Origin of the sequence: Hymenobacter piscis, assembly GCF_018760735.1 — a bacterium.
GTDB lineage: Bacteria > Bacteroidota > Bacteroidia > Cytophagales > Hymenobacteraceae > Hymenobacter > Hymenobacter piscis.
In genome coordinates, this window is sequence record NZ_JAHHZN010000006.1 from 152049 (window position 1) to 171888 (window position 19840).

Annotated in this window: 14 protein-coding genes; 8 read left to right on the forward strand and 6 right to left on the reverse strand. The window is 67.5% G+C overall.

The features are described from left to right. The first annotated feature begins 119 nt into the window (after positions 1-119). On the forward strand, positions 120-1247 hold the full coding sequence (locus KLP40_RS08725; protein WP_215593393.1) for a glycosyltransferase family 4 protein: 1128 nt from the start codon (positions 120-122) through the stop codon (positions 1245-1247). Positions 1248-1304: 57 nt separating this feature from the next. Beyond that, complete coding sequence (gene rfbC / locus KLP40_RS08730; protein WP_215593394.1) at positions 1305-1847, forward strand: dTDP-4-dehydrorhamnose 3,5-epimerase; 543 nt, start codon at positions 1305-1307, stop codon at positions 1845-1847. Between the two features lie 127 nt (positions 1848-1974). Here the strand turns inward: rfbC and KLP40_RS08735 are convergent, their stop codons facing one another. Next, on the reverse strand, positions 1975-3276 hold the full coding sequence (locus KLP40_RS08735; RefSeq protein ID WP_215593395.1) for a UDP-N-acetylmuramoyl-tripeptide--D-alanyl-D-alanine ligase: 1302 nt from the start codon (positions 3274-3276) through the stop codon (positions 1975-1977). Positions 3277-3339: 63 nt separating this feature from the next. On the opposite strand from KLP40_RS08735, the gene KLP40_RS08740 reads away from it, so the two are divergent. Next, on the forward strand, positions 3340-5622 hold the full coding sequence (locus KLP40_RS08740) for an FG-GAP-like repeat-containing protein (protein WP_215593396.1): 2283 nt from the start codon (positions 3340-3342) through the stop codon (positions 5620-5622). 220 nt (positions 5623-5842) lie between these two features. Here KLP40_RS08740 and KLP40_RS08745 read toward each other — a convergent pair whose 3' ends face one another. The 4 genes from KLP40_RS08745 to msrA form a co-directional block, all read right to left on the reverse strand. Further along, positions 5843-6634, reverse strand: coding sequence for an amidohydrolase (locus tag KLP40_RS08745; protein WP_215593397.1), 792 nt, complete (start codon positions 6632-6634; stop codon positions 5843-5845). Positions 6635-6740: 106 nt separating this feature from the next. Continuing rightward, positions 6741-7895, reverse strand: coding sequence for a methionine aminotransferase (locus KLP40_RS08750; protein ID WP_215593398.1), 1155 nt, complete (start codon positions 7893-7895; stop codon positions 6741-6743). Positions 7896-7990: 95 nt separating this feature from the next. After that, positions 7991-11020 (reverse strand): PAS domain-containing protein, encoded by a 3030-nt coding sequence (locus tag KLP40_RS08755; RefSeq protein WP_215593399.1) that lies wholly within the window; start codon positions 11018-11020, stop codon positions 7991-7993. Between the two features lie 180 nt (positions 11021-11200). Next, positions 11201-11887, reverse strand: a complete 687-nt coding sequence (gene msrA, locus KLP40_RS08760) for a peptide-methionine (S)-S-oxide reductase MsrA (RefSeq protein WP_215593471.1) — start codon at positions 11885-11887, stop codon at positions 11201-11203. Positions 11888-12059: 172 nt separating this feature from the next. Here msrA and KLP40_RS08765 point away from each other — a divergent pair, with 172 nt between their 5' ends. Together KLP40_RS08765 and KLP40_RS08770 are read left to right on the forward strand one after the other, a co-directional pair. Then, positions 12060-12473 (forward strand): hypothetical protein, encoded by a 414-nt coding sequence (locus tag KLP40_RS08765; RefSeq protein WP_215593400.1) that lies wholly within the window; start codon positions 12060-12062, stop codon positions 12471-12473. 78 nt (positions 12474-12551) lie between these two features. Then, positions 12552-15434, forward strand: a complete 2883-nt coding sequence (locus tag KLP40_RS08770) for a hypothetical protein (RefSeq protein ID WP_246558743.1) — start codon at positions 12552-12554, stop codon at positions 15432-15434. Between the two features lie 67 nt (positions 15435-15501). On the opposite strand, the gene KLP40_RS08775 is transcribed toward KLP40_RS08770, so the two are convergent. Continuing rightward, positions 15502-15936 (reverse strand): META domain-containing protein, encoded by a 435-nt coding sequence (locus tag KLP40_RS08775; protein WP_215593401.1) that lies wholly within the window; start codon positions 15934-15936, stop codon positions 15502-15504. Between the two features lie 147 nt (positions 15937-16083). On the opposite strand from KLP40_RS08775, the gene KLP40_RS08780 reads away from it, so the two are divergent. The 3 genes from KLP40_RS08780 (at position 16084) to KLP40_RS08790 (ending at position 19745) form a co-directional block, all read left to right on the forward strand. Continuing rightward, positions 16084-18603, forward strand: coding sequence for a TonB-dependent receptor plug domain-containing protein (locus KLP40_RS08780; RefSeq protein WP_215593402.1), 2520 nt, complete (start codon positions 16084-16086; stop codon positions 18601-18603). A gap of 139 nt (positions 18604-18742) precedes the next feature. Beyond that, complete coding sequence (locus KLP40_RS08785; RefSeq protein ID WP_215593403.1) at positions 18743-19180, forward strand: hypothetical protein; 438 nt, start codon at positions 18743-18745, stop codon at positions 19178-19180. 136 nt (positions 19181-19316) lie between these two features. Beyond that, a complete protein-coding gene (locus KLP40_RS08790) occupies positions 19317-19745 on the forward strand; it encodes a hypothetical protein (RefSeq protein WP_215593404.1) in 429 nt (142 codons plus the stop codon). Positions 19746-19840: the final 95 nt, after the last annotated feature.

Sequence of the window (19840 nt, forward strand, 5' to 3'; positions counted from 1 at the left end):
CGAAGGGCATCCGGCCGAAAACCGGCCCGACCCGCCCCGGGCCGCCGGCCGGCCCGTATCTTTGCCGGCCCGCCCACCCCGTTTCGCCTTCATTTTTCTTCCCCGCTACCTCTGCCCGCATGCGCGTTGCCATCGTTATCAATACCAGCTGGAACATCTGGAATTTTCGTCGGAGCCTGGTCAGGGCCCTGCAGGCCGCCGGCCACGAGGTGCTGGCCATTGCCCCGCCCGATGCCTATTCCGGGCGGCTGGAAACGGAGCTGGGCTGCCGCTTCGTGCCCATTCTGATGGAGAACAAGGGCACCAACCCCATCAAGGACGCGGCCCTCACCCGTCGCTTCTATCAGATTTATCGCCGGGAGCGGCCCGACGTGGTGCTGCAGTACACCATCAAACCCAACATTTACGGCACCCTGGCCGCCCGCCTGGCCGGCATTCCGAGCGTGAACAACGTGTCGGGCCTGGGCACGGTGTTCATCGTGAAGAACCTGGTGAGCAAGGTGGCCCTGGGCCTGTACCGGTTCGCGTTTCAGTTTCCCAAGCGAGTGTTTTTCCAGAACGACGACGACCGGCAGCTCTTTCTGCAGCACGGCCTCGTGGCCCCCGGCATCACCGACCTGCTGCCCGGCTCCGGCGTCGATACCGACCGGTTCCGGCCCGCCCCAGCGTTTCAGCGCAACGAGCCGTTTACCTTCCTCATGATTGCGCGGGTGCTCTACGAGAAGGGAGTGGAAGAATACTTCGAAGCCGCCCGCCTCGTGCGCGAAGCCGTGCCCGGCACCCGGGTGCAGCTGCTGGGCGGGGTAGATGAAAGCGGGGGCGTAGGCGTGAAGCGGAGCGTATTTGAGGAGTGGCTGAAAGCCGGTAACGTAGAATACCTGGGCACCTCCGACGACGTGGCCGCCCTCATCCGGGAGGCCGACTGCGTGGTGCTGCCCTCCTACCGCGAAGGCACGCCCAAAACCCTGCTCGAAGCCGCCGCCATGGGCAAACCCATTGTAACTACCGACGTGCCCGGCTGCCGCGAAACCGTGGTGGACGGCCGCAACGGCCTGCTCTGCCAGGTGCGCGACGCGCAGGACCTAGCCGCCAAAATGCTGCAGGTGCTGCGCCTGCCCGCGGCCGGGCTGGAGCAGATGGGCCGGGCCGGCCGCCACCTGGCCGAAACCAAATTCGACGAGCAGATCGTGCTCAGTAAATACCTGGCCGTGGTGCAGCAAGTAACCGCCGGCCGTTCCGGACGCTGATAAATCTGCCTAACTTGCCGGCCGCTTACTGGTAGCCGAGCCCCAATTACCGTTACTATGGAATTCAAATACTTCGATGTTCCCGGCGTAGTCGAGATTCTGCCCCGGGTATTCGGGGACGCCCGCGGCGCCTTTTTCGAGTCGTTCAGCGCCCAGAAAATGCAGGAAGCCGGCATCGTGGGCGACTGGGTGCAGGACAACCAGTCGCGCTCCGACCGGGGCGTGGTGCGGGGCCTGCACTTTCAGCAGCCCCCTTTCGCCCAGGCCAAGCTGGTGCGCGTGGCCGCCGGCCGCGCCCTCGACGTGGTTGTGGATATCCGCCGCGACTCGCCTACTTACGGCCAGCACGTATCGGTCATTCTGGATGCCGAGCGCTACAACATGCTGTACGTGCCCGTGGGCTTTGCCCATGGCTTCACGGCCCTGGAAGACAATACGCTCTTCCTCTACAAGTGCACCAACTACTACGCTCCCCAATCAGAAGGCGGCCTGCTCTGGAACGACCCGGCCCTGGCCATCCACTGGGGCGTCGAAAACCCCACTATCTCCGCCAAGGATCAGGTGCTGCCCACCCTGGCCGATTTCAAGAGCCCCTTCTGAAAGTGGTGAAATAGTGAGGTGGTGAAGTGGTGAGTTTTATGTTCGGCTGGTCCTATCTGCGCCGTTGCTCCGGCAGAACCAGTCGAACATAAAACTCACCATCTCACTATTTCACTATCTCACTATTTCACAGCAGCTCCAGCAGCGTTTCCAGGCCCATGCCGCGGGAGCCTTTGATGAGTACCTGGCAGTTGCGCAGCGGGTGTTCGCGCAGCCAGTTGGCGGCTTCAGCCTTGGCCGGGAAGTAGAGCAGGGACGAATCCAGGTCGGCAGCGTGGCGCATATCGGTCCCGATGAGCAGGACCTGGCTGAAGGGCAGCCCCAGCACCAGCTGGCCCAGGGTGCGGTGCTCGGCGGCGCTTTCGGTGCCCAGCTCGAACATGTCGCCCAGGATGACGACTTTATCGGCGGGGTTGCCGGGGCGGGTGGCGAAGCTGTGCAGGGCGGCCGCCATGCTGCTGGGGTTGGCGTTGTAGGCGTCCAGCACCAACTCGTTGTGGGCGGTGCGCACAAGCTGGGAGCGGTTGTTGGCCGGCTCGTAGGTGGCCAGGGCGGCGGTAATGTCGGCGGCCGGCACGCCAAAGTAGGCACCCACGGCGGCGGCGGCGGCCAGGTTGGGGAAGTTGTAGCCGCCCGTTATCCGGGCTTCCAGCGTAGCCCCGCTGAACAGGTGCATCACCACGTTCGGGGCGGCGCTGAGCAGCTCGGCCGGGTAGGTATCGGTGGGGCCGGGGTAGGTCACGCGCTCGGTTACCGGGGCCGCCAGGGAGGGCAGGCGGGCGTCGAGGGTGTTCACGAAGACGGTGCCGCCCACCTGCTCCAGGTAGCGAAACAGCTCGCCCTTGCCCCGGGCAATGCCTTCTACCCCGCCAAAGCCTTCGAGGTGGGCCTTGCCGATGTTGGTAATCAGGCCGTGGGTGGGCTCGGCCAGCTGGCAGAGCTGCGCGATTTCCCCCTGGTGGTTGGCGCCCATTTCCACAATGGCCAGCTCGTGCTCCCCGGGCCGGATGCTGAGCAGCGTGAGTGGAACCCCGATGTGGTTGTTGAGGTTGCCCTGAGTGTACTGCGCCCGGAACCGCCGGCTCAGCACCGTGTTAATAAGCTCCTTGGTAGTGGTTTTGCCGTTCGAGCCGGTAATGGCCAGCACGGGCATAATCAGCTGGCGCCGGTGGTGCAGGGCCAGCTCCTGCAGGGCCACCAGCGGATCGGGCACGTAGGTGTAGCGGTCGGGCGCGGCGGCGGCCAGGGCCTCGTCGTCCACCACGGCATAGCGGGCGCCTTTTTCCAGGGCCTGGGGGGCGAAATCCCGCCCCCGGAAGTTGGGCCCGTTGAGAGCGAAGAACAGGGTGCCGTTCTGGGCCTGACGCGAGTCGGTGCTGACGGCCGAGGATTCCCGGAAACGGGCGTAGAGCGCCGCGAGGTCTGCCATGCGGTTTTGTGCGTAATATTAAAAACTAAACGAAAGGTACGCCTGATGAAAATGCCCCTGCCAATGCGCCCGGACTTAGTGGTTAGCAGTCTGCTGCTGTTGCTGGCGGGAGCCACCACCAGCGCGCCGGCCCAGAGCGCGCCGCCGTTCAGTTTCGAGTTCCGGGCCGGGGCAAAAGTAGTGCAAGGTACCGATACGCTGCGCAACGCCTGGGCCGGGGGCCTCAACTCGCCCCAGTTCTCCCACCTCGACCTCAACCAGGACCGGCAGCCCGACCTGGTAGCTTTCGATAGGATGACCAACCGGGTGGTGCCCTTTCTGAGCGTGGCCACTGCCGCGGGCCGGGCTTGGCAGTTCGCGCCCGAGTATGCCGCCCTGTTTCCGGAAGACCTGCGGGGCTGGCTGCTGCTGCGCGACTACGACTGCGACGGCCGGCCCGACCTGTTCACGGCCGATGCCTCGGGCAGCAACATCCGCGTGTTCCGCCACGAGCCCGATGCCCAGGGCCGGCCCGCCTTCCGCCTCATAACCTCGCTGCTTTCCTACCAGGATGCCCGCGGCTTTCCGGTCAACATTGCCGTGGGCGGCACCAACCTGCCCGCCATTGAGGACCTCGACGGCGACGGCCGCCTCGACGTGCTGGCCTACGATTTCAGCTCCACCGCGCCCGGCATTTACTACTACCGCAACACCGTGACCACCGGCTCCTGCGGCGGGCTCGAATTCGCGGAGGCCTCTTCCTACTGGGGCGGGCTGGCCAGCTCCCAGCTCTGCAACGTGTTCGATTTCGCCTTCAGTGCCCAGCCCGCGCCCGGCCCGCTACGGCCCCAGCACCAGGGCGGCTTCAGCCTGGGCCTGTTCGATGTGGACGGCGACGGCACCCCGGACCTGCTCACGGGCCGCGACTACTGCCCCGAGCTGGCCGTGCTGCGCAACTCCGGCACGGCCCGGGACGCGCGCTTCACGCGGGCCCAGCTCAACTCCGTGGAGCCTTTCCGCAGCCAGCCGGCCCTGCTGCCCAACTACCCCGCCGCCTTCCCCGTCGATGTCACCTTCGATGGGGTGCCCGACGTGCTGGTTTCCTCCTTTCTGGCCACGAATGAGGATACCATTGACACCCGGCAGTCGGTGCTGCTGTACCGCAACGCGGGCACGGCCGCCGCGCCCCGGCTGGTGCGCGAGCAGAACGATTTTCTGCAGCGCGACATGCTGGATGTGGGCGAGCTGGCGGCCCCCACCTTCGGCGACCTGGATGGCGACGGACTGGTGGACATGCTGGTGGGCGGCGTGAGTCGGCGCAGCGGCTTTTACCGGGCCGGCCTGAGCTACTACCGCAACGTGGGCACGGCCACCCAACCCGTTTTTCAGCTGATGACGGATGATTACCTGGGCCTGAGCAGGCAGAAGCTGGGCTTTTTGCGGCCGGTACTCACGGACCTGAATGAGGACGGCCGCCTGGATCTGGTGTACTCGGCCTTCCGCCTGGGTACCACCCGTAACGCCCTGACCTACGTGCCGAATACGGCGGCGGCCGGCCAGCCGGCAGTGTTCAACCTGAGCGCGGCCGGCACCCTGGCCAACCTGCCCACGCTCCGCTTCGCCCTGCCCGCCTTTGCCGACGTGGACGGTGACGGACACCCCGACCTGCTGCTGGGCGTCACCGGCGACCCGGCCGGGCCGCTGCACTACTACCGCAACAGCGGCACCGGGGCGGTAGCGCAGCGCTTCACCCTGCAGCAGGCCGATTTTGGCCAGCTCCGCACCGGGTCCGGCGGCCGGCCCACCTACCTGAGCCCCGTGGTGGCCGATTTCGACGGTGACGGCCGCCCCGACCTGCTCACGGCCGATGCCGACGGCGACATCCGCTTCTTCACGGACCTGCGCGCCCAGACCGGCGCTTTCCTGGGCCGCACCGATGTGTTCTACAACCCGCTCACCCGGCAAAACGAGGCGGGCCGCTGGGGTCTGGGCAACCTGGTCCGCTACGCTCCCGCCGCCGCCGACGTGAATGCCGACGGCGTGCCGGAGTTGTTTCTGGGTCTTGAGAGCGGGGGCATCAGCAGCTTCGTGGGGCGCAACCGGGTGGTCACGGCCACCCAGCCCGGGGCTTCGGCCCTGGTCCTGCGCCTCTATCCCAATCCTGCCACTACCCGGGTAACCGTGGAGGCTCCGCGCCCCGTTCGCCTGACTTTGCTCGACCTCACCGGCCGCCTCGTGCATGCCGAAACCGCCGCCGCCCGCACCCACGAGCTACGCCTGGCCGGCCTGTCCGCCGGCGTGTACCTGCTACGCTGCCGCGCCCTCACCGGCGAAATCACCGTGCAGCGGTTGGTGGTGGGGAGGTGATTTGGGTGATGGAGTGAGGAAGTGAGGAGGTAAGAAGGTGAGAAAAGGAACGTCATTCTGAGCGAAGGCGGAGCCGTAGTCGAAGAATCTCGCGTGCTGACGTTGAAACGGTAACGCAACGTCAGCACGCGAGATTCTTCGACTACGGCTCCGCCTTCGCTCAGAATGACGTTCCTTTTCTCACCTTCTTACCTCCTCACTCCATCACCTCCTCACTCCATCACCTCACCAAATCCCGTAACGAAAACGGGTCGGCGTCGTGGAGGGCGGGGAACCGTTCCCGGAAGGCCAGGAGCTCGTCGTGGCGCAGGGTGCGGGTGATGCTGGTTTCCTGGTTGCCCACTTCCACCAGGTACTCGCCGCGCATGTCCAGCAGGGCCGAGTCGCCGGCGTAGGTGTGGCCGTTGCCGTCCAGGCCCACGCAGTTCACGCCCACGGTGTAGGCCAGGTTCTCGATGGCGCGGGCGCGCAGCAGCGTAATCCAGGCGGTGCGGCGGGTGGCGGGCCAGTTGGCCACGTAAAGCAGCAGGTCGTAGGGGGCGGATTCGGCGTTGCGGCTCCAGACGGGGAAGCGCAGATCGTAGCACACCAGCGGGCAGATGCGCCAGCCCCGCCACTCTTCCACCAGCCGCTCGGTGCCGGCCGTGTACACCTGGTGCTCCCCGGCCATCGTGAACAGGTGGCGCTTGTTGTAGGAGCTCACCGAGCCATCGGGGCGCACCCAGAGCAGGCGGTTGTAGTAGCGGCCGGCTTCCTCCACGATGATACTGCCCGTCACCACGGCGTCGCGGGCGGCGGCGGTGGCGCGCATCCAGGCCAGGGTGGGGCCTTCCACGGGTTCGGCCAGGGAGGGCGCTGCCATGCTGAAGCCGGTCGTGAACATTTCCGGCAGCACAATCAGGTCGGTGGCAATGGAAATGGCGCCGATGTGGCGGTCCATTTCCAGCCGGTTCGCCGCCGCATCGTGCCAGTGCAGGGCGGTCTGAATAAAGGAAACAGTAAGATCAGACATGACGCCAGGAATTGGTAGTAGAATAGGCCGTAAGCAGGCGCAAACAAGCAGGCTCTTGTCCAATATAGGCCATCTATTCGGCAGACTGCCCGCCTGACCTCTTCAATCAGCCCCGCAGCCGGTCGGCCGCGGCCCGCAACGTGGCTTCCTGCTTGGCGAAGCAGAAGCGCACCAGCTGGTGGTCCTGCCCGTCGTGGTAGAAGGCCGAGAGCGGGACCACGGCCACGCCGGTGTCGCGGGTGAGCTGGCGGGCAAAGGTCACGTCATCGAGGCCGGGGGCCACGGCCCGGAAGTCGGCCACCTGGAAGTAGCCGCCGGGCACCGGCAGCAGCCCGAAATCGGTGGGCGCGAGCAACTCCCGGAACAGGTCGCGCTTCTGCTGATAAAAGGCCGGCAGCGCGTCGTAAAGGTCGGCATCGGGCAGCACGTCGGCCAGGGCGTGCTGGGTGGGCGTGCTCACGCTGAACGTCACAAACTGGTGTACCCGGCGCAGCTCGGCCGAGAGGGCGGGCGGGGCCACGCAGTAGCCCACCTTCCAGCCGGTGGCGTGGTAGGTTTTGCCGAATGAGGACAGCACGAAGGCCCGCTCCCGCAGCTCCGGGTGGCCGGTTACGCTCTGGTGCTGGGCTCCGTCGAAGACCATGTGCTCGTACACTTCGTCGCTGAGCAGCAGCGTGTCCGTGTCGCGCAGCAGGCCGGCCAGTGTGTCGAGGTCGGCGGGGGTGAGCACGGCTCCGGTGGGGTTGTGGGGGGAGTTGAGGAGCACCAGCCGGGTGCGGGGCGTGAGGGCGGCGGCCACCCGGTCCCAGTCGGGCCGGAAATCGGGCCGGCTAAGGGGCACGTACACCGGCACGCCGCCCTGCAGGCGCACGGCCGGCCCATACAGGTCGTAGGCCGGCTCCAGAATCAGCACCTCCTCGCCGGGCCGCACCACGGCCGCCAGCACCGCGTACAGGGCCTCGGTGGCCCCGTTGGTGACGGTGATTTCGGTGGTCGGGTCGGGCTGGTAGCCGTAGAGGCGGGCGGTTTTGGCGGCAATGGCGTCGCGCAGGCGGGGCAGGCCGGGCATGGGCGCGTACTGCTGGTGGCCGGGCGTGAGCACGTGGCGGGCCAGGGCCTCGAGCAGGGGCCGGGGCGGGTCGTAGTCGGGAAAGCCCTGGGCCAGGTTGATGGCACCGGTTTCCTGGGCCAGCTGGCTCATCACCGAAAAAATACTGGTGCCCACGTCGGGCAGTTTAGACGTCAGGTGGGGTGAAGGCATGGCGTAGCGAGGGAGAGGGGTTGGGGCCCTCAAGGTACGGGCGGAAATCGACAGCCCGCCAGGAAAATTCCGGCCTTTTCCCCGGTTTTTGTGCCTCAGACCGGTAGTGCCGAAGCCGGCAGCTGCACCCGGAAGGTGGAGCCCGCGCCCACGGTGCTGGTCACGCTCAGCTGGCCGCCGGCGTCCTGTACCATCCGGTTAACCAGGTACAGGCCCATGCCGGAGCCATCCACGTGGTCGTGGAAGCGGCGGAAGAGCTGGAACAGCTCCGGCCCAAAGCGGTCCAGGTCGATGCCCAGCCCGTTGTCCTGCACCGTGAGCACGGGTTGGCCCTGCTCCAGAAAGGCGCTCAGGCGAATGCGGGGGCGGCGGCCGGGAGCCGCGTACTTGAGCGCGTTGCTGAGCAGGTTATACAGGATGCTTTGCAGGTGGGGCCGCACGAAAAGCAGCTCCGGCACCGCGGCAAAATTGAGCTGGATGACGGAGCGGCTGGTTTCCATCTGGCTTTGCACGCTGGTGAGCACTTCCCGGGCGAGCTCCTGCAGCGGTAGGCGCTCGGCCGGCTGCTCGTGGCGCAGCTGCTGCAGGCGCACCAGCTCCGAGAGGTCGTGGATGGTGCCGTAGATCTGGTGCAGGGCCTTCTCGAACATGGCAATGAGCTTCACCGCGTCGGGGTCGCGGAAAAAGGCCGTGCGGATCAGCTCCTCAAAAATGCCGGCCATGTTGGTGATGGGCTGGCGCAAATCGTGCGAGACGGCGTACACGAAGCTGTCCAGGTCCTGGTTGGTGCGCGTGAGCTCGTGGTTTTTCTCTTCCAGGCGCTGCTGCACCCGCTTGTAATCGTCGATGTCGGTGGTGGTGCCAAACCAGCGGGTAATGCGGCCGGCGGCGTCGCGCAGGGGGTGAGCCCGGTGCAGGTACCAGCGGTACTGGCGGCTGCGCACGTCCAGCAGGCGGCTTTCCAGGTCCAGGTGCCGGCCCGTGCGGATGCAGTCCTCAAATTCGAGCCGCACGTTTTCGGTTTCCTGCTCCGGCAGCAAATGGAAGAATCCCTCCCGCAGGGTGGTAGCCGTATCGAGGCCGGTGTGGAAGGTCCAGCGGGCGTTGAGGTAGTCGAGCTGCCCGTCGGGCCGGGCCGTCCAGACGATGGCGGGAATGGTTTCGGCCAGGAAGCGGAACTGCTCCTCACTGCGGCCCAGTTCCTCGGCCAGCAGGCGCTGGTCGTGCACGTCGGTGCAGTAGCCGTAGAGGCGGCTGACCTGCCCGCTGGCATCGAAGGCGGGCACCGAGCGGCTCAGGTGCCAGCGGTACTGCCCATCGTGGCGGCGCAGGCGCAGCTCCAGGTCGAAGGGCCGGCCGGTGGCCACGGCCTGGCAAAAGGCCTGGCGGCAGTGGGGCAGGTCGTCGGGGTGCAGGGCCAGGCGCCAGCACTGGGACAAATCCTCCATCGTCTGGCCGGTGTAGCTGAACCACTGGGGACTGAGGTAGTCCATCTGGCCGTCGGGGCGGGCGCTGCTGGTAATCTGCGGGATGGATTCGGTCAGAATGCGCAGCTGCTCGTTGCGGCGGCGCATTTCCTCATCCAGCACGTCCAGGCGCTGGCGGGTGCGCACCCGGTCGGTTACTTCCACGGCAAAGGTCAGCAGCGTAGCCGCCTGCCCGGGCAGCGGGGGCAGGGGCTGGCAGACGAAGTCGAAGTAGCGGTGGCGGAGCTGGCCCGTTTCATCGGGCAGGCGCACGAGTTGCTCCTGGCGGTGGAGGGGCCGGCCCTGGGCGTGCACCATATCGAGCAGTTCAAACAGGCCCTGCCCGGCCAGCACGGGGGCCGCCTGGCGGGCCGGCCGGCCCACGGGCACCTGCCCGCCCAGCAAGTTGTTGAAGCGCTGGTTGATAAATTCCACCGTGTGCTCGGGGCCGGAGAGCGTGGCAATAAAGGCCGGAACCTGGCCCAGAATCAGCTGCAGCTGGCGGTCCTGGCGTTCGAGCCGCTGCTGGGTGCGCTTCTGGTCCTCTATGTCGGTGCAGGTGCCAAACCAGCGGGGGGCCGCCGCGTCCTGCGGGGGTTCGGGGCGGGCGTGGCACAGAAACCAGCGGTAGGCGCCCGCCTGGTCGCGCAGGCGCAGCTCGCACTGGTAGGGGGTGCCGTGGTGGGTGGCCTGGGTCCAGCGGGCCGCCGCCAGGGCGTGGTCGGCGGGATGAATGACTTCCAGCCAGTTGGCGGGGTGCTCGGCCAGTCCGGTATACGCCTGCCAGCGCTGGTTTACGTAGCTCACCCGCCCATCGGCCTCGGCCAGCCACACGAGCTGGGGGATAAAATCGGCCAGGAGCCGGAACTGGTGCAGGCTGCGGTGCAGGGCGCGCTCATTGGCCCGGCTCTGGGTCACGTCCTGCATGGCCCCGAGCAGGCGCAGGGGCTTGCCCGCCGCATCCCGGATGACGTGGTAGCGGTCCGTTACTTCGGCCCACTCGCCATCGGCCCGGCGCAGGCGGTAACTGGTGCCGTGGGCTGCTACCGGACCGGTGTGCAGGGCCTGCAGAGATGCTTCCAGGCGGGGCCGGTCGTCGGGGTGCAGCAGGTTCTGCCAGAAGTCCAGGGTGCTGGTTTCGGGCGTGAGGGAGTGGCCGAAAAGCTGGGTGAACATCTCGTTACGCCAGATCTGACCGGTGCTCAGGTCGTACTCCCACACGGCGTCGTGGGTGGCGCGGGCCAGGGTCGAGAAGTTTTCGTGGCTGATCTGGTGCTGCTCCCGGGCCTGCACCTGCTCGGTCACGTCCAGCACCTGGCCCAGCAGGTAACGCAGCTCGCCGGAGGGCCCCGAAAGGGGCCGCAGCAGTACCTGCCAGTAGCGCACCGTGGCGTTGGGCTGCTCGTAGCGCAGGGGCTCCAGCTGGCGGGGCTGGCGCAGCCGCACCACCTCGGCCAGCACCGCCGCCAGGTGGTCGGTGCCCACGGGGTCGGGCAGCAGCTCCAGGATGGAGCGCCCGATGACGTCCGGGCGGCGGCGGCCCAGCAGGCGGCGCATGGCGTCGTTGAGAGCCACCAGCGTCAGGCCGGGCGTCAGCACCAGATGCGGCGTGGGGGTGGCTTCGAACAGGAGCTGGAAGTCGGGTTGCTCGGGAGGCATAGGGCAGGGGGCGGGGGCAGGCAAATATAGAGTTTCAGCCCATACCTGCTACCGGTCTGGAGCCGGGCCTCAATCCGGTAGACTACCCCGCCCCACCGCCCCTAAGGGCGGCGACCCGGACAACAAAAAAAACGGCCGCCCTTAGGGCGGCCGGAACCGGAAAAAAGCGGGTCAGAAAGACTACAGCGGGCTTTTGAGCAACTCCGGAAATTTGTGCCGGAACTTCTCCACCTTGGGCGTGGACACGCTGCGCACGTAGCCTTCCTGGGGATGCAGGCGGAAGTAGCCCTGGTGGTAGCCCTCGGCGGGCCAGAACTTCTGGAACGGCACCACCTGCGTCACGATGGGCGCGCTGTACTGCTGGCTGGCATTGACGCGCGCAATGGCCTCTTCGATGATTTTTTTCTCCGCCGGGGTGCGGTAAAAAGCCACGGAGCGGTACTGCGCGCCCGCGTCGGGGCCCTGGCGGTTGAGGGTGGTGGGGTCGTGGGCGGCCCGGAAGAACACGTCCACCAGCGTGGCGAAGCTGATTTGCCGGGGGTCGTAGTAGATTTCCACCGACTCGGCGTGGCCGGTCTGGCCGCTGCCCACTTCCTCGTAGGTGGGGTTGGCCTCGCGGCCCCCGCTGTAGCCCGAAACCACGGCCTGCACGCCCTTCAGCTCCTCAAATATTTCCTCGGTGCACCAGAAGCAGCCCCCCGCAAAAGTGGCCGTGGCCAGCCCCTTCAGGCTGGCGGGCGCGGGCCCGGCGGTAGAGCGGGCCAGGGGCGAAGAATCCTGCTGGGCCTCAGCGGGCCGCTGCTCGGTGCAGGACGCCAGCAGCAGTAGCAGCAGGGCGGCAAAACTGTTTTTCAGGAAGTTTGACATGTACATACAGACAAGAAGTTAAGCAGGAAGGTTTGGTGGCGGCCCCGGAAAAATCAGGCCCGGCGGCCGCCCCCGCCTACGTACGCAGCAACGCCCGGGCCGGACGTGGGGGCGGGCGGTTGCACCCGGGCCGCGGAAGTGGTAAGTTACCCCTCCGCTTCGCTCACCTCCCTTGCTCCTGCTGCCCATGGCCTCCCGCATCCTGTTCGACGCCAGCTTTCTGGTGCTTTCCTTCGACTACACCCACAACTGGCTGTACGCCGACTGGCGGGGCCCGCAGACCCTGGAAACGGTGCAGGCCGGCAGCGCCCAGCTGGTGGAGCAGCTGCGCCGGGAGCGGTGCGACAAGCTGCTCAACGACAACCGGGCCGTGCACGGCATGTGGATGGACGGCTCGGAGTGGATTTCCCGCGACCTGCCGCCCGAGCTGGCGGCCGCCGGCCTGCGCTACGTGGCCTGGGTGTACTCGCCCGAGGTGTTCAGCCGGCTTTCCGCCCAACGGGTGGTGGAGCAGGCCAGCCGCCGCTTTCTCACCTTCGCCTTCGAGGATGCGGCCGCCGCCCGCGCCTGGCTCAGCAGCATGTAGCCCGCCGCCGCCGCGCCGGCCGATTTGCTTTTGGGGCAGCGGGGTGGTTTCTTCGGGCGTCCTAACCCGTTGTGCCGCGTGAAGTACTTTGTGCGTACCCTGTTGCCGGCCGTCGGGCTGGCCCTGTTTGCCCACCCCTATGCGGCCTCGGCCCAGACCCTGCTGCCCATTGAGCAGCAGGTGCCGGCCGCGGTGCGCTGGTTTGAGGTGCGCACGCCTCACTTCCGGGTGCTGTATCCCGAGGGGTTCGAGGACCGGGCCCGGCGCACGGCCCACCGCCTCGAGCAGGTGCACGAGCCGGCCGGCGCCTCGCTGGGGCTGGCCGCCCGCCCCGTTACGGTGGTGCTCCAGACGCGCACCACCATCGGCAACGGCTTCGTGACCATTCTGCCCCGCCACTCCGAGTTCTACACCACCTTCCCCCAGGACCCCTACCTGACCGGCACCCTCGACTGGCTCGACCAGCTCACGGTGCACGAGTACCGCCACGTGGTGCAGTACGACAAGGCCCACCAGGGCGTGGGCCAGCTGGGCTACCTGCTGGGCGGTTTCGGGGGGCTGGGGCTGACCACGCTCGGGATTCCGGACTGGTTTTTTGAGGGCGACGCCGTGGGCACCGAAACGGCCCTCACCCGCAGCGGCCGGGGCCGGATTCCCAACTTCGACGCCTACTTCCGGGCCAACCTGCTGGCCGGCCGGGGCTCCTCCTACGCCAAGGCCGTGAGCGGCTCCTTCCGCCACTACGTGCCCAACCACTACGTGCTGGGCTACTTCCTTACTTCCCGCCTCAAGCGCACCGCCCCCGACCCCGGCGTGTGGGGCACCGTGCTCAACCGCTACTACCGCTTCCCGGTGTATCCGTGGTCGTTTTCCGACAAGCTGCGCCGCACCACCGGCCTGCGCACCGACGACCTGTACGAGCGCACCGTGCAGGAGCTCGACAGCCTCTGGCGCGGCGAGCGGGCCGGGCGCACCATTACGCCGGGCACGGAGCTGGCGGTGGCGGCTTCGGAAAAGGTGTTCACCGAGTACCAGTACCCGCAGTACGTGAACGATGAAACGGTGCTGGCCCTCAAGAGCGGCCTCGGCCACGCGCCCCAATTGGTGGAGCTGCGCCGCGGCCGCCCCGAGCGCACCCGGCTGGTGCTGGGCCTGCACCACAACCCCGAGCAGCTCTCGGTGGGCGGGGGCAAGGCGGCCTGGCTGGAGTTTCGCTACGACCCGCGCTGGCAGCAGCAGGTGCACTCCGAGCTGCGGGTGCTGGACCTGGCCACCGGCCGCCTGCGCCGCCCCGGCCGCCGCACCCGCTACACCACCGCCGTGCTCAGCCCCGACGGCCGCCGCCTGCTGGCCGTCAGCACCGACTCCAGCTACCAGCACCGCCTGCACCTGCTCGACAGTGAAACCGGCCGCGTGCTGCGCACTTTCGAAAACCCCGCCAACGAGCCCTACCTGCACCCGCGCTTCGGGGCCGACGGGCGCACGGCGGCCGTGGTGCGGCTGGAAGCGGCCGGCAAGCGCCTGGAGCTGCTGGAGGTGGAAACCGGCCGGGCCCAAATTGTGCTGCCCGCCGCCAACGACAACCTTTCGCACCCCCAGCCCTGGCAGGACTACGTGCTGTTCAACTCCCCGCGCGCGGGCCAGGATGAGGTGTACGCCGTGCGCGTGAGCACCGGCGAAGTGCGCCAGGTCACCAGCCGGCCCGTGGGCAGCTACCACCCCGCCGTGAGCCCCGACGGCCAGCGCCTGGCCTTCCACGAAATCCGGGCCCAGGGCAGCCGCATCCTCGAAATGCCCCTGACGCCCGCCGCCTGGCTGCCCGCCCCGCCCGCCGCCAACCCCGCCAATCCCTACGCCGACGAGCTGACCGCCCGGGAGCCCGGGGCGGCCACCATTGGCCCGGTGCTGCCCCTCGATTCGGTGCCCGGCCCCGCCCTGGTGCCCCGCCGCTACCGCCGCCTGCCCCACGCCCCCAACGCCTACAGCTGGGGCCTGGTGCAAAGCAGCTCCGGCAACGGCCTCGACCTGGGCCTGCGCGCCCAGGACGTACTCAGCACCACCCAGGCCGTGGCCGGCGTGGGCTACAACGGCGCCGAGCGCACCGGCCGCGTCTTCGCCGACGTCAGCTACCAGGGCCTGTGGCCGGTGCTGGACTTGGGCGTGGAGCACGGCGGGCGCCGCGCCACCGGGCTGCTGGCCTCGGGCGCGGTGGCCGAAGACCAGTGGCAGTACACCCGCCTCACCCTGGGCAGCCGGGTGCCGCTGGTGCTCACCAACTCGCGGATGCTCACCTCCCTGAGCGTGGGCGGCTTCTACCAGCTCGAGCAAACCCACGGCTACGACCAGGCCCGGCGCTTCATCAACGAGGTAGGCGTGCGGCCCCTGCACGCGCTGCTGGGCACCCTGAGCTTTACCCGCACCCTGCGCCAGAGCTACCGCGACGTGGCCCCACGTTGGGGCCAGAGCCTGCTGCTCACGGCCCGGGGCATGCCCTTCGGAGGCACGGGCCTGCAGGTCCGGCAGCTGGCGGCCCAGGGCAGCCTGTTTCTGCCCGGCCTGGGCCGGCACCACGCCCTGCGCCTGCGCGCCGGCTACCAGCACCAGCAGCAACAGGAGTACCGGTTCGGCGCGGCCATCTTCTACCCCCGCAGCCTGCCCTACTTCAGCACCGACCGCCTTGCTTCCGCCAGCGCCGAGTACCGCCTGCCCCTGGCCGACGTGCACTGGGAATTCGCCCGGACCATCTACATCCAGCGCCTCAAGGCCAACGTGTTCTTCGACGGCGTCCGGGCCGGGCAGGACGCCTTGCATCGCAACTACTTTTCCACCGGCTTCGATGTATCGGTGGTGTTCAACCCGCTGCGCCTGCGCACACCCCTGGAAGTGGGCCTGCGCACCGTGTACAACTCCTACAACCGGTACTGGGAGCTGCAGCCCCTGGTGCTGAACGTAGGATTCTAGGGGCAGCCGTCAGGTAGGGCGGGGCCGGCCACCGGCGGCAGGGGCTGTTCTCACCCCTGGTCGCGCCCTATTTCGCCTCGAACACCAGCAGGGGCTGCGCCGATTCCCGGCTGAAAAGCTGCAGCTGGCGGCGGCTGATGACGTAGCGCTCTACCTGGGGCAGCAGGGTGAGGTAGCGCGTTTCCAGGTCCTGATCGGGGCAGGTGGCGCGGGTGCTCAGCTGGCCCGAGAAGCGGAGCCGTCCCGTGCCGGCCGTGAGTACGAACGTGCCGCCGTAGGTATTGCAGGCCGCCTGGCCGTTGTTGGTATTGGCCACGGAACTCAGCGTAAGACTGGTGGCCGCGGTGCCGGGCGCCGCCGCTACGCCCTGGCCCTGCAGCTGCGTAAGCTGCCACTGCTGGTCGAACAGGTACACGGGGGCCGGCATGGGCTCACTGCCCTTGGAACAGCTGCTGAGCAGTGCGCTGGCAGTTAACAGAATAAGGTACAGTGGGCGTAACATAGGCAGCGCGGACAGAAAGCCAGTAAATCAGTTGGTAGGTAGAGCGGGAAATATACCGTATCGTTGCATAGGCAGCATCGTATGGTGCGAATATTGTACTGGCCGGGGAGAAAAAGTTTCCTTTCTTATAAATATAGTCTTACCTCTATGCCTAAAAGTACTTTACTGCGCTTTTGCTGGCCCGTGAGCCTGCTGGCGCTGGGCCTGGTAGCCTTCCGTTCCGATGACACCGGCCCCGATCCGGCCCGGCTCGTGGAGCAGCTCCGCTATTTCTACCGGGTCGCCCAGCCCGAAGTCAGCTACCTGCACCTTGATCAGGCCGCCTACGCGGCCGGCGAAACGCTCTGGTTCAAGGCCTACGTGGTCGATGCCCGCGCCCACCAGCCCGACTCGCTGAGCCGGGTGCTGTACGTGGACGTGGTGACGCCGGAAAAGCAGGTGATTTTCCAGCGCACCCTGGCCTTGGACCAGGGCCTGGCCGCCGGCGACATCATCCTGCCCGACACGCTGTCGAGCGGCATGTACACGCTACGCGCCTATACCAGTTGGATGCGCAATTCCGGCGAGGGCCTGTTCTTCACGCGCCGCGTGCCGGTGTGGCAGGCGGCGGTGCCGGCCAGCGGGGGGGCGGCGCCCTCGGCCCTGCGCCGGGCGGCCCTGGCCCGCACCACCGCCCGGCAGGTGGCGGCGGCCCAGGCTCCGGACGTGCAGTTTTTTCCCGAAGGAGGCAACTACGTGGCGGGAATGCCCACAACGGTGGGGGTGAAGGCGGTGGCGGCCAACGGGCATGGGCTGGCCCTGCAGGGCAGCGTGCTGGATGAGCAGGGCAAGGAAGTGGCCCGCTTCAGCACCCCGGCCCTGGGGATGAGCTCGTTTAATTTCACGCCCCGGGCCAGTCAGCGCTACCGCGCCAGCGTGGACTTGCCCGACGGGGAAAAGGCCACGTACGCGCTGCCGGTTGTGCAGGAAACGGGCTGGTTGCTGAACGTGCGCGAAATCGGGGACGACTATCGCGTATTTGTGCGGCACCGGGGCGGCGGGGTAGCCCGGCCTCTGCAGCTGGTGGCCCACGTGCGGGGGGAGGTAGTTTACACCGGCATGGGCCAGATCCGGGAGGGCGAAACGTTTTTGGCGATGATTCCCAAAGCCAACGCCCCGGCGGGCCTCCTGCACATCACCCTCTTCGACGGGCAGCGCGTGGCCCAGGCCGAGCGGCTGGTGTTTGTGCCCGAAACCCAGGGGCTGCAGGTGCGGCTACGGCCCTCCAGGGCCAGCTACGGGCCCCGGGAAAAGGTCGATCTGGAAGTGGAAGTAACCACGGCTACGGGCCAGCCGGCGGCGGCCGAACTCTCGCTGGCCGTTACCAATCGCCTCACGCTGCCCGGCGCGGCGGCGGAGGCCACCGACGTGCGGGCCCACCTGCTGCTCACCTCGGAGCTGCGCGGCTACGTGGAGAACCCGGCGTATTATTTCCAGCCCCGCACGCCGGACGTACAGCGGGCGCTGAATGATTTGTTGCTCACGCAGGGCTGGAGCCGCTTTAGCTGGCAGCAGGTGCTCGGCCCGGTCCCGGCCGACTACCGTTTTCCGCTGGAACGCACCCTCACCCTGAGCGGGCAGGTAATGCGCAACAAGAACAACACCATGCCCGACGGGCAACTGACGCTGCTCTATGGCAAGGACCTGCATCTGATCCAGACCACGGCCGGGCCGGACGGCCGGTTCCTGTTCAAGGGGTTCCCGGGCCAGGATACCACCTCGGTGCTGCTACAGGCGCGCACACCCAAGGGCAACGACAACGTGGTATTCAAGCTGAATGAACTCTGGCCCGGGCCGGCTGAAACCTGGCGGCCGGTAGCACCCTTGTCGCCGGTAACGGCCGAGTCGGAGGCGGTGGTGGCCTACGGGCAGCGCAGCCGCCGCCAGCAGATGCTGGAGCGCGCCTTTCGCCCCGACTCCACCAGCGGCATTGTGCTGCGGGAAGTGAGAATTGATGGCCGCACGCCCGATGATTCGCCGTACTCCCTGCACCGCGGAACTGCCAGCGTGGTAATACGGCTCAGTGACTACCCGAATCAGGGGTACTACTCGGACATCTTCCAGGTTATTCAGGCCCGCGCCCCCGGGGTGCAGGTAACCAGGGACGGGGAGCAGTACATCGTGCGGGTTCAGGGAACGGCCAGTTCCCACGACGGCTCCCCCCTTTACCTGCTCGATAACGTGGAGCTTAATAACGGGGAAGCCCTGCTGTCAGTATACCCGGCCGACGTGCAGCGAATCGAAATCGTGAAGGGAGCGGCGGCCTGGGTGTATGGCAGCCGAGGCGGGAACGGGGTAATTGCCGTGTACACCAAGCAGGGCAGCGGCCGGCCCGGGGCTGGTCCTTCCCCGGCCGGAATAGCCGTGCGGCGGATGCCGGCCTACTACCGGGCCCGCGAGTTCTACGCGCCCCGCTACGAAACCAGCCGCCAGACCGAGAAGCCCGACCCCCGCGCCACTACCCTTTACTGGCTGCCGCGCCTGACGGTGCCCGCTTCGGGCCGGGCCCAGGTCTCGTTCTTCACTGCCGATCAGGCCGGTACGTTCCGCGCGGCGGTGGAAGGCATTTCGGCGGGGGGGCAGCCGGCCACGGCCGAAGCCGCCCTGACGGTGGGCGAGCAGCCCTGAAGGTTCAGCGGCAAGTGCTAAAAAATCAGGCTTTCGGTCAAAGTCCGGGTGGGGGTTATATTGCGGGCTGAATCAGGAAACTCTCTCCGCTTCCGGAGTCTGGCTTAGCCGGTCCGCTTCCTCCTCCTGCCGTTTGCTCATGATTGCTACTCCCGTCACGAATAGCCTGATGTCTCCGCTGGTTCCCGAAGTTCTATTTGAGCGGCCTTACCTGCGGCTAAGCTACGACGCGGCCAACGGCTGGCTGCACGCGGCCTGGCAGGGTAACCTGGTGCTGGAACAGGTGCGGGAAGGCTCGGAAATGGTGCTGGCCCTGATCCGGGCGCGGCGCTACACCAAACTGCTCAACGACAATTCCCGCGTTACGGCCCTGCTCCTGACCGAGGAAGAGCAGGCCGGCTACCAGATTATGGAGTTGTTGTTTGAGGCGGGTTTGCACTGCCTGGCCTGGGTATACGCGCCGGTGGCGCAGGGCCGCTCCTACGCCGAGATGTCGGTGGCGGCCACCAACTGGCCGTTGGTGCTCACCTTCGAGGAAGTGGAGCCGGCCCGCGACTGGCTGCGGCAGATGCCCTGAGCCGTAGGGTGCCCCGGTTAAACGAGCCAGCTTTGCCGCCGGCCGATGCGGAGGGCCCGTTGGCCGAGGCGCTGCGGCCGGGTTTGCGGGGAGCCGTATCAGAAGGCAGGACTTCCGCCAGGAGCCGCCCGCTGCCATGCCTGCTACCGCTACCCCCGCCCCGGAAATATCCCTGCACCGCGAAGAGTGGGGAGAACTGCTGCTACTACCCGCCGCCGCGCGTCTGGTGGTGCGCTGGCACGGCTTTGCCAACAGCCGGCAGCTGCGCCAGCTGCTCAACCGGGGCCTGGAACTGTACCGGCAGCACGCCGTCCGCTTCCCTGGGCTGGGCTGGCTGGCCGATACGCGCCGCTTCGGGGCCATGCTCCCGGCCGACCAGCAGTGGGTGGCGGCCGACTGGAACGCGCGGGCCTGGGCGGCGGGCATCCGCCACCTGGTGTACGTGCAGCCCGAAACTATTTTCGGCCAGATTGCCCTCCAGCAGTACGCCCGCACCACGGCTGCTACCAGCGCCCTGCGTATTTCCTGCGCGGGTTCGGTGGCCGAAGCCTGCCGGCTGCAATAGGCCCGGCGGCGGCGTAGGTCCGGCAGCAGCAGAAGGTACTCCCCAACTCCCGCCCCGGCGGCGGAAACCTTTTGGCGGGGTTCGGGCTTATAGCG

Excerpts from the sequence above, each read along its gene's own strand:
- KLP40_RS08725 (WP_215593393.1), top strand. The coding sequence starts at position 120 with ATGCGCGTTGCCATCGTTATCAATACCAGCTGGAACATCTGGAATTTT.
- rfbC (WP_215593394.1), top strand. The coding sequence starts at position 1,305 with ATGGAATTCAAATACTTCGATGTTCCCGGCGTAGTCGAGATTCTGCCC.
- KLP40_RS08735 (WP_215593395.1), bottom strand. The coding sequence starts at position 3,276 with ATGGCAGACCTCGCGGCGCTCTACGCCCGTTTCCGGGAATCCTCGGCC.
- KLP40_RS08740 (WP_215593396.1), top strand. The coding sequence starts at position 3,340 with ATGCGCCCGGACTTAGTGGTTAGCAGTCTGCTGCTGTTGCTGGCGGGA.
- KLP40_RS08745 (WP_215593397.1), bottom strand. The coding sequence starts at position 6,634 with ATGTCTGATCTTACTGTTTCCTTTATTCAGACCGCCCTGCACTGGCAC.
- KLP40_RS08750 (WP_215593398.1), bottom strand. The coding sequence starts at position 7,895 with ATGCCTTCACCCCACCTGACGTCTAAACTGCCCGACGTGGGCACCAGT.
- KLP40_RS08755 (WP_215593399.1), bottom strand. The coding sequence starts at position 11,020 with ATGCCTCCCGAGCAACCCGACTTCCAGCTCCTGTTCGAAGCCACCCCC.
- msrA (WP_215593471.1), bottom strand. The coding sequence starts at position 11,887 with ATGTCAAACTTCCTGAAAAACAGTTTTGCCGCCCTGCTGCTACTGCTG.
- KLP40_RS08775 (WP_215593401.1), bottom strand. The coding sequence starts at position 15,936 with ATGTTACGCCCACTGTACCTTATTCTGTTAACTGCCAGCGCACTGCTC.
- KLP40_RS08780 (WP_215593402.1), top strand. The coding sequence starts at position 16,084 with ATGCCTAAAAGTACTTTACTGCGCTTTTGCTGGCCCGTGAGCCTGCTG.
- KLP40_RS08785 (WP_215593403.1), top strand. The coding sequence starts at position 18,743 with ATGATTGCTACTCCCGTCACGAATAGCCTGATGTCTCCGCTGGTTCCC.
- KLP40_RS08790 (WP_215593404.1), top strand. The coding sequence starts at position 19,317 with ATGCCTGCTACCGCTACCCCCGCCCCGGAAATATCCCTGCACCGCGAA.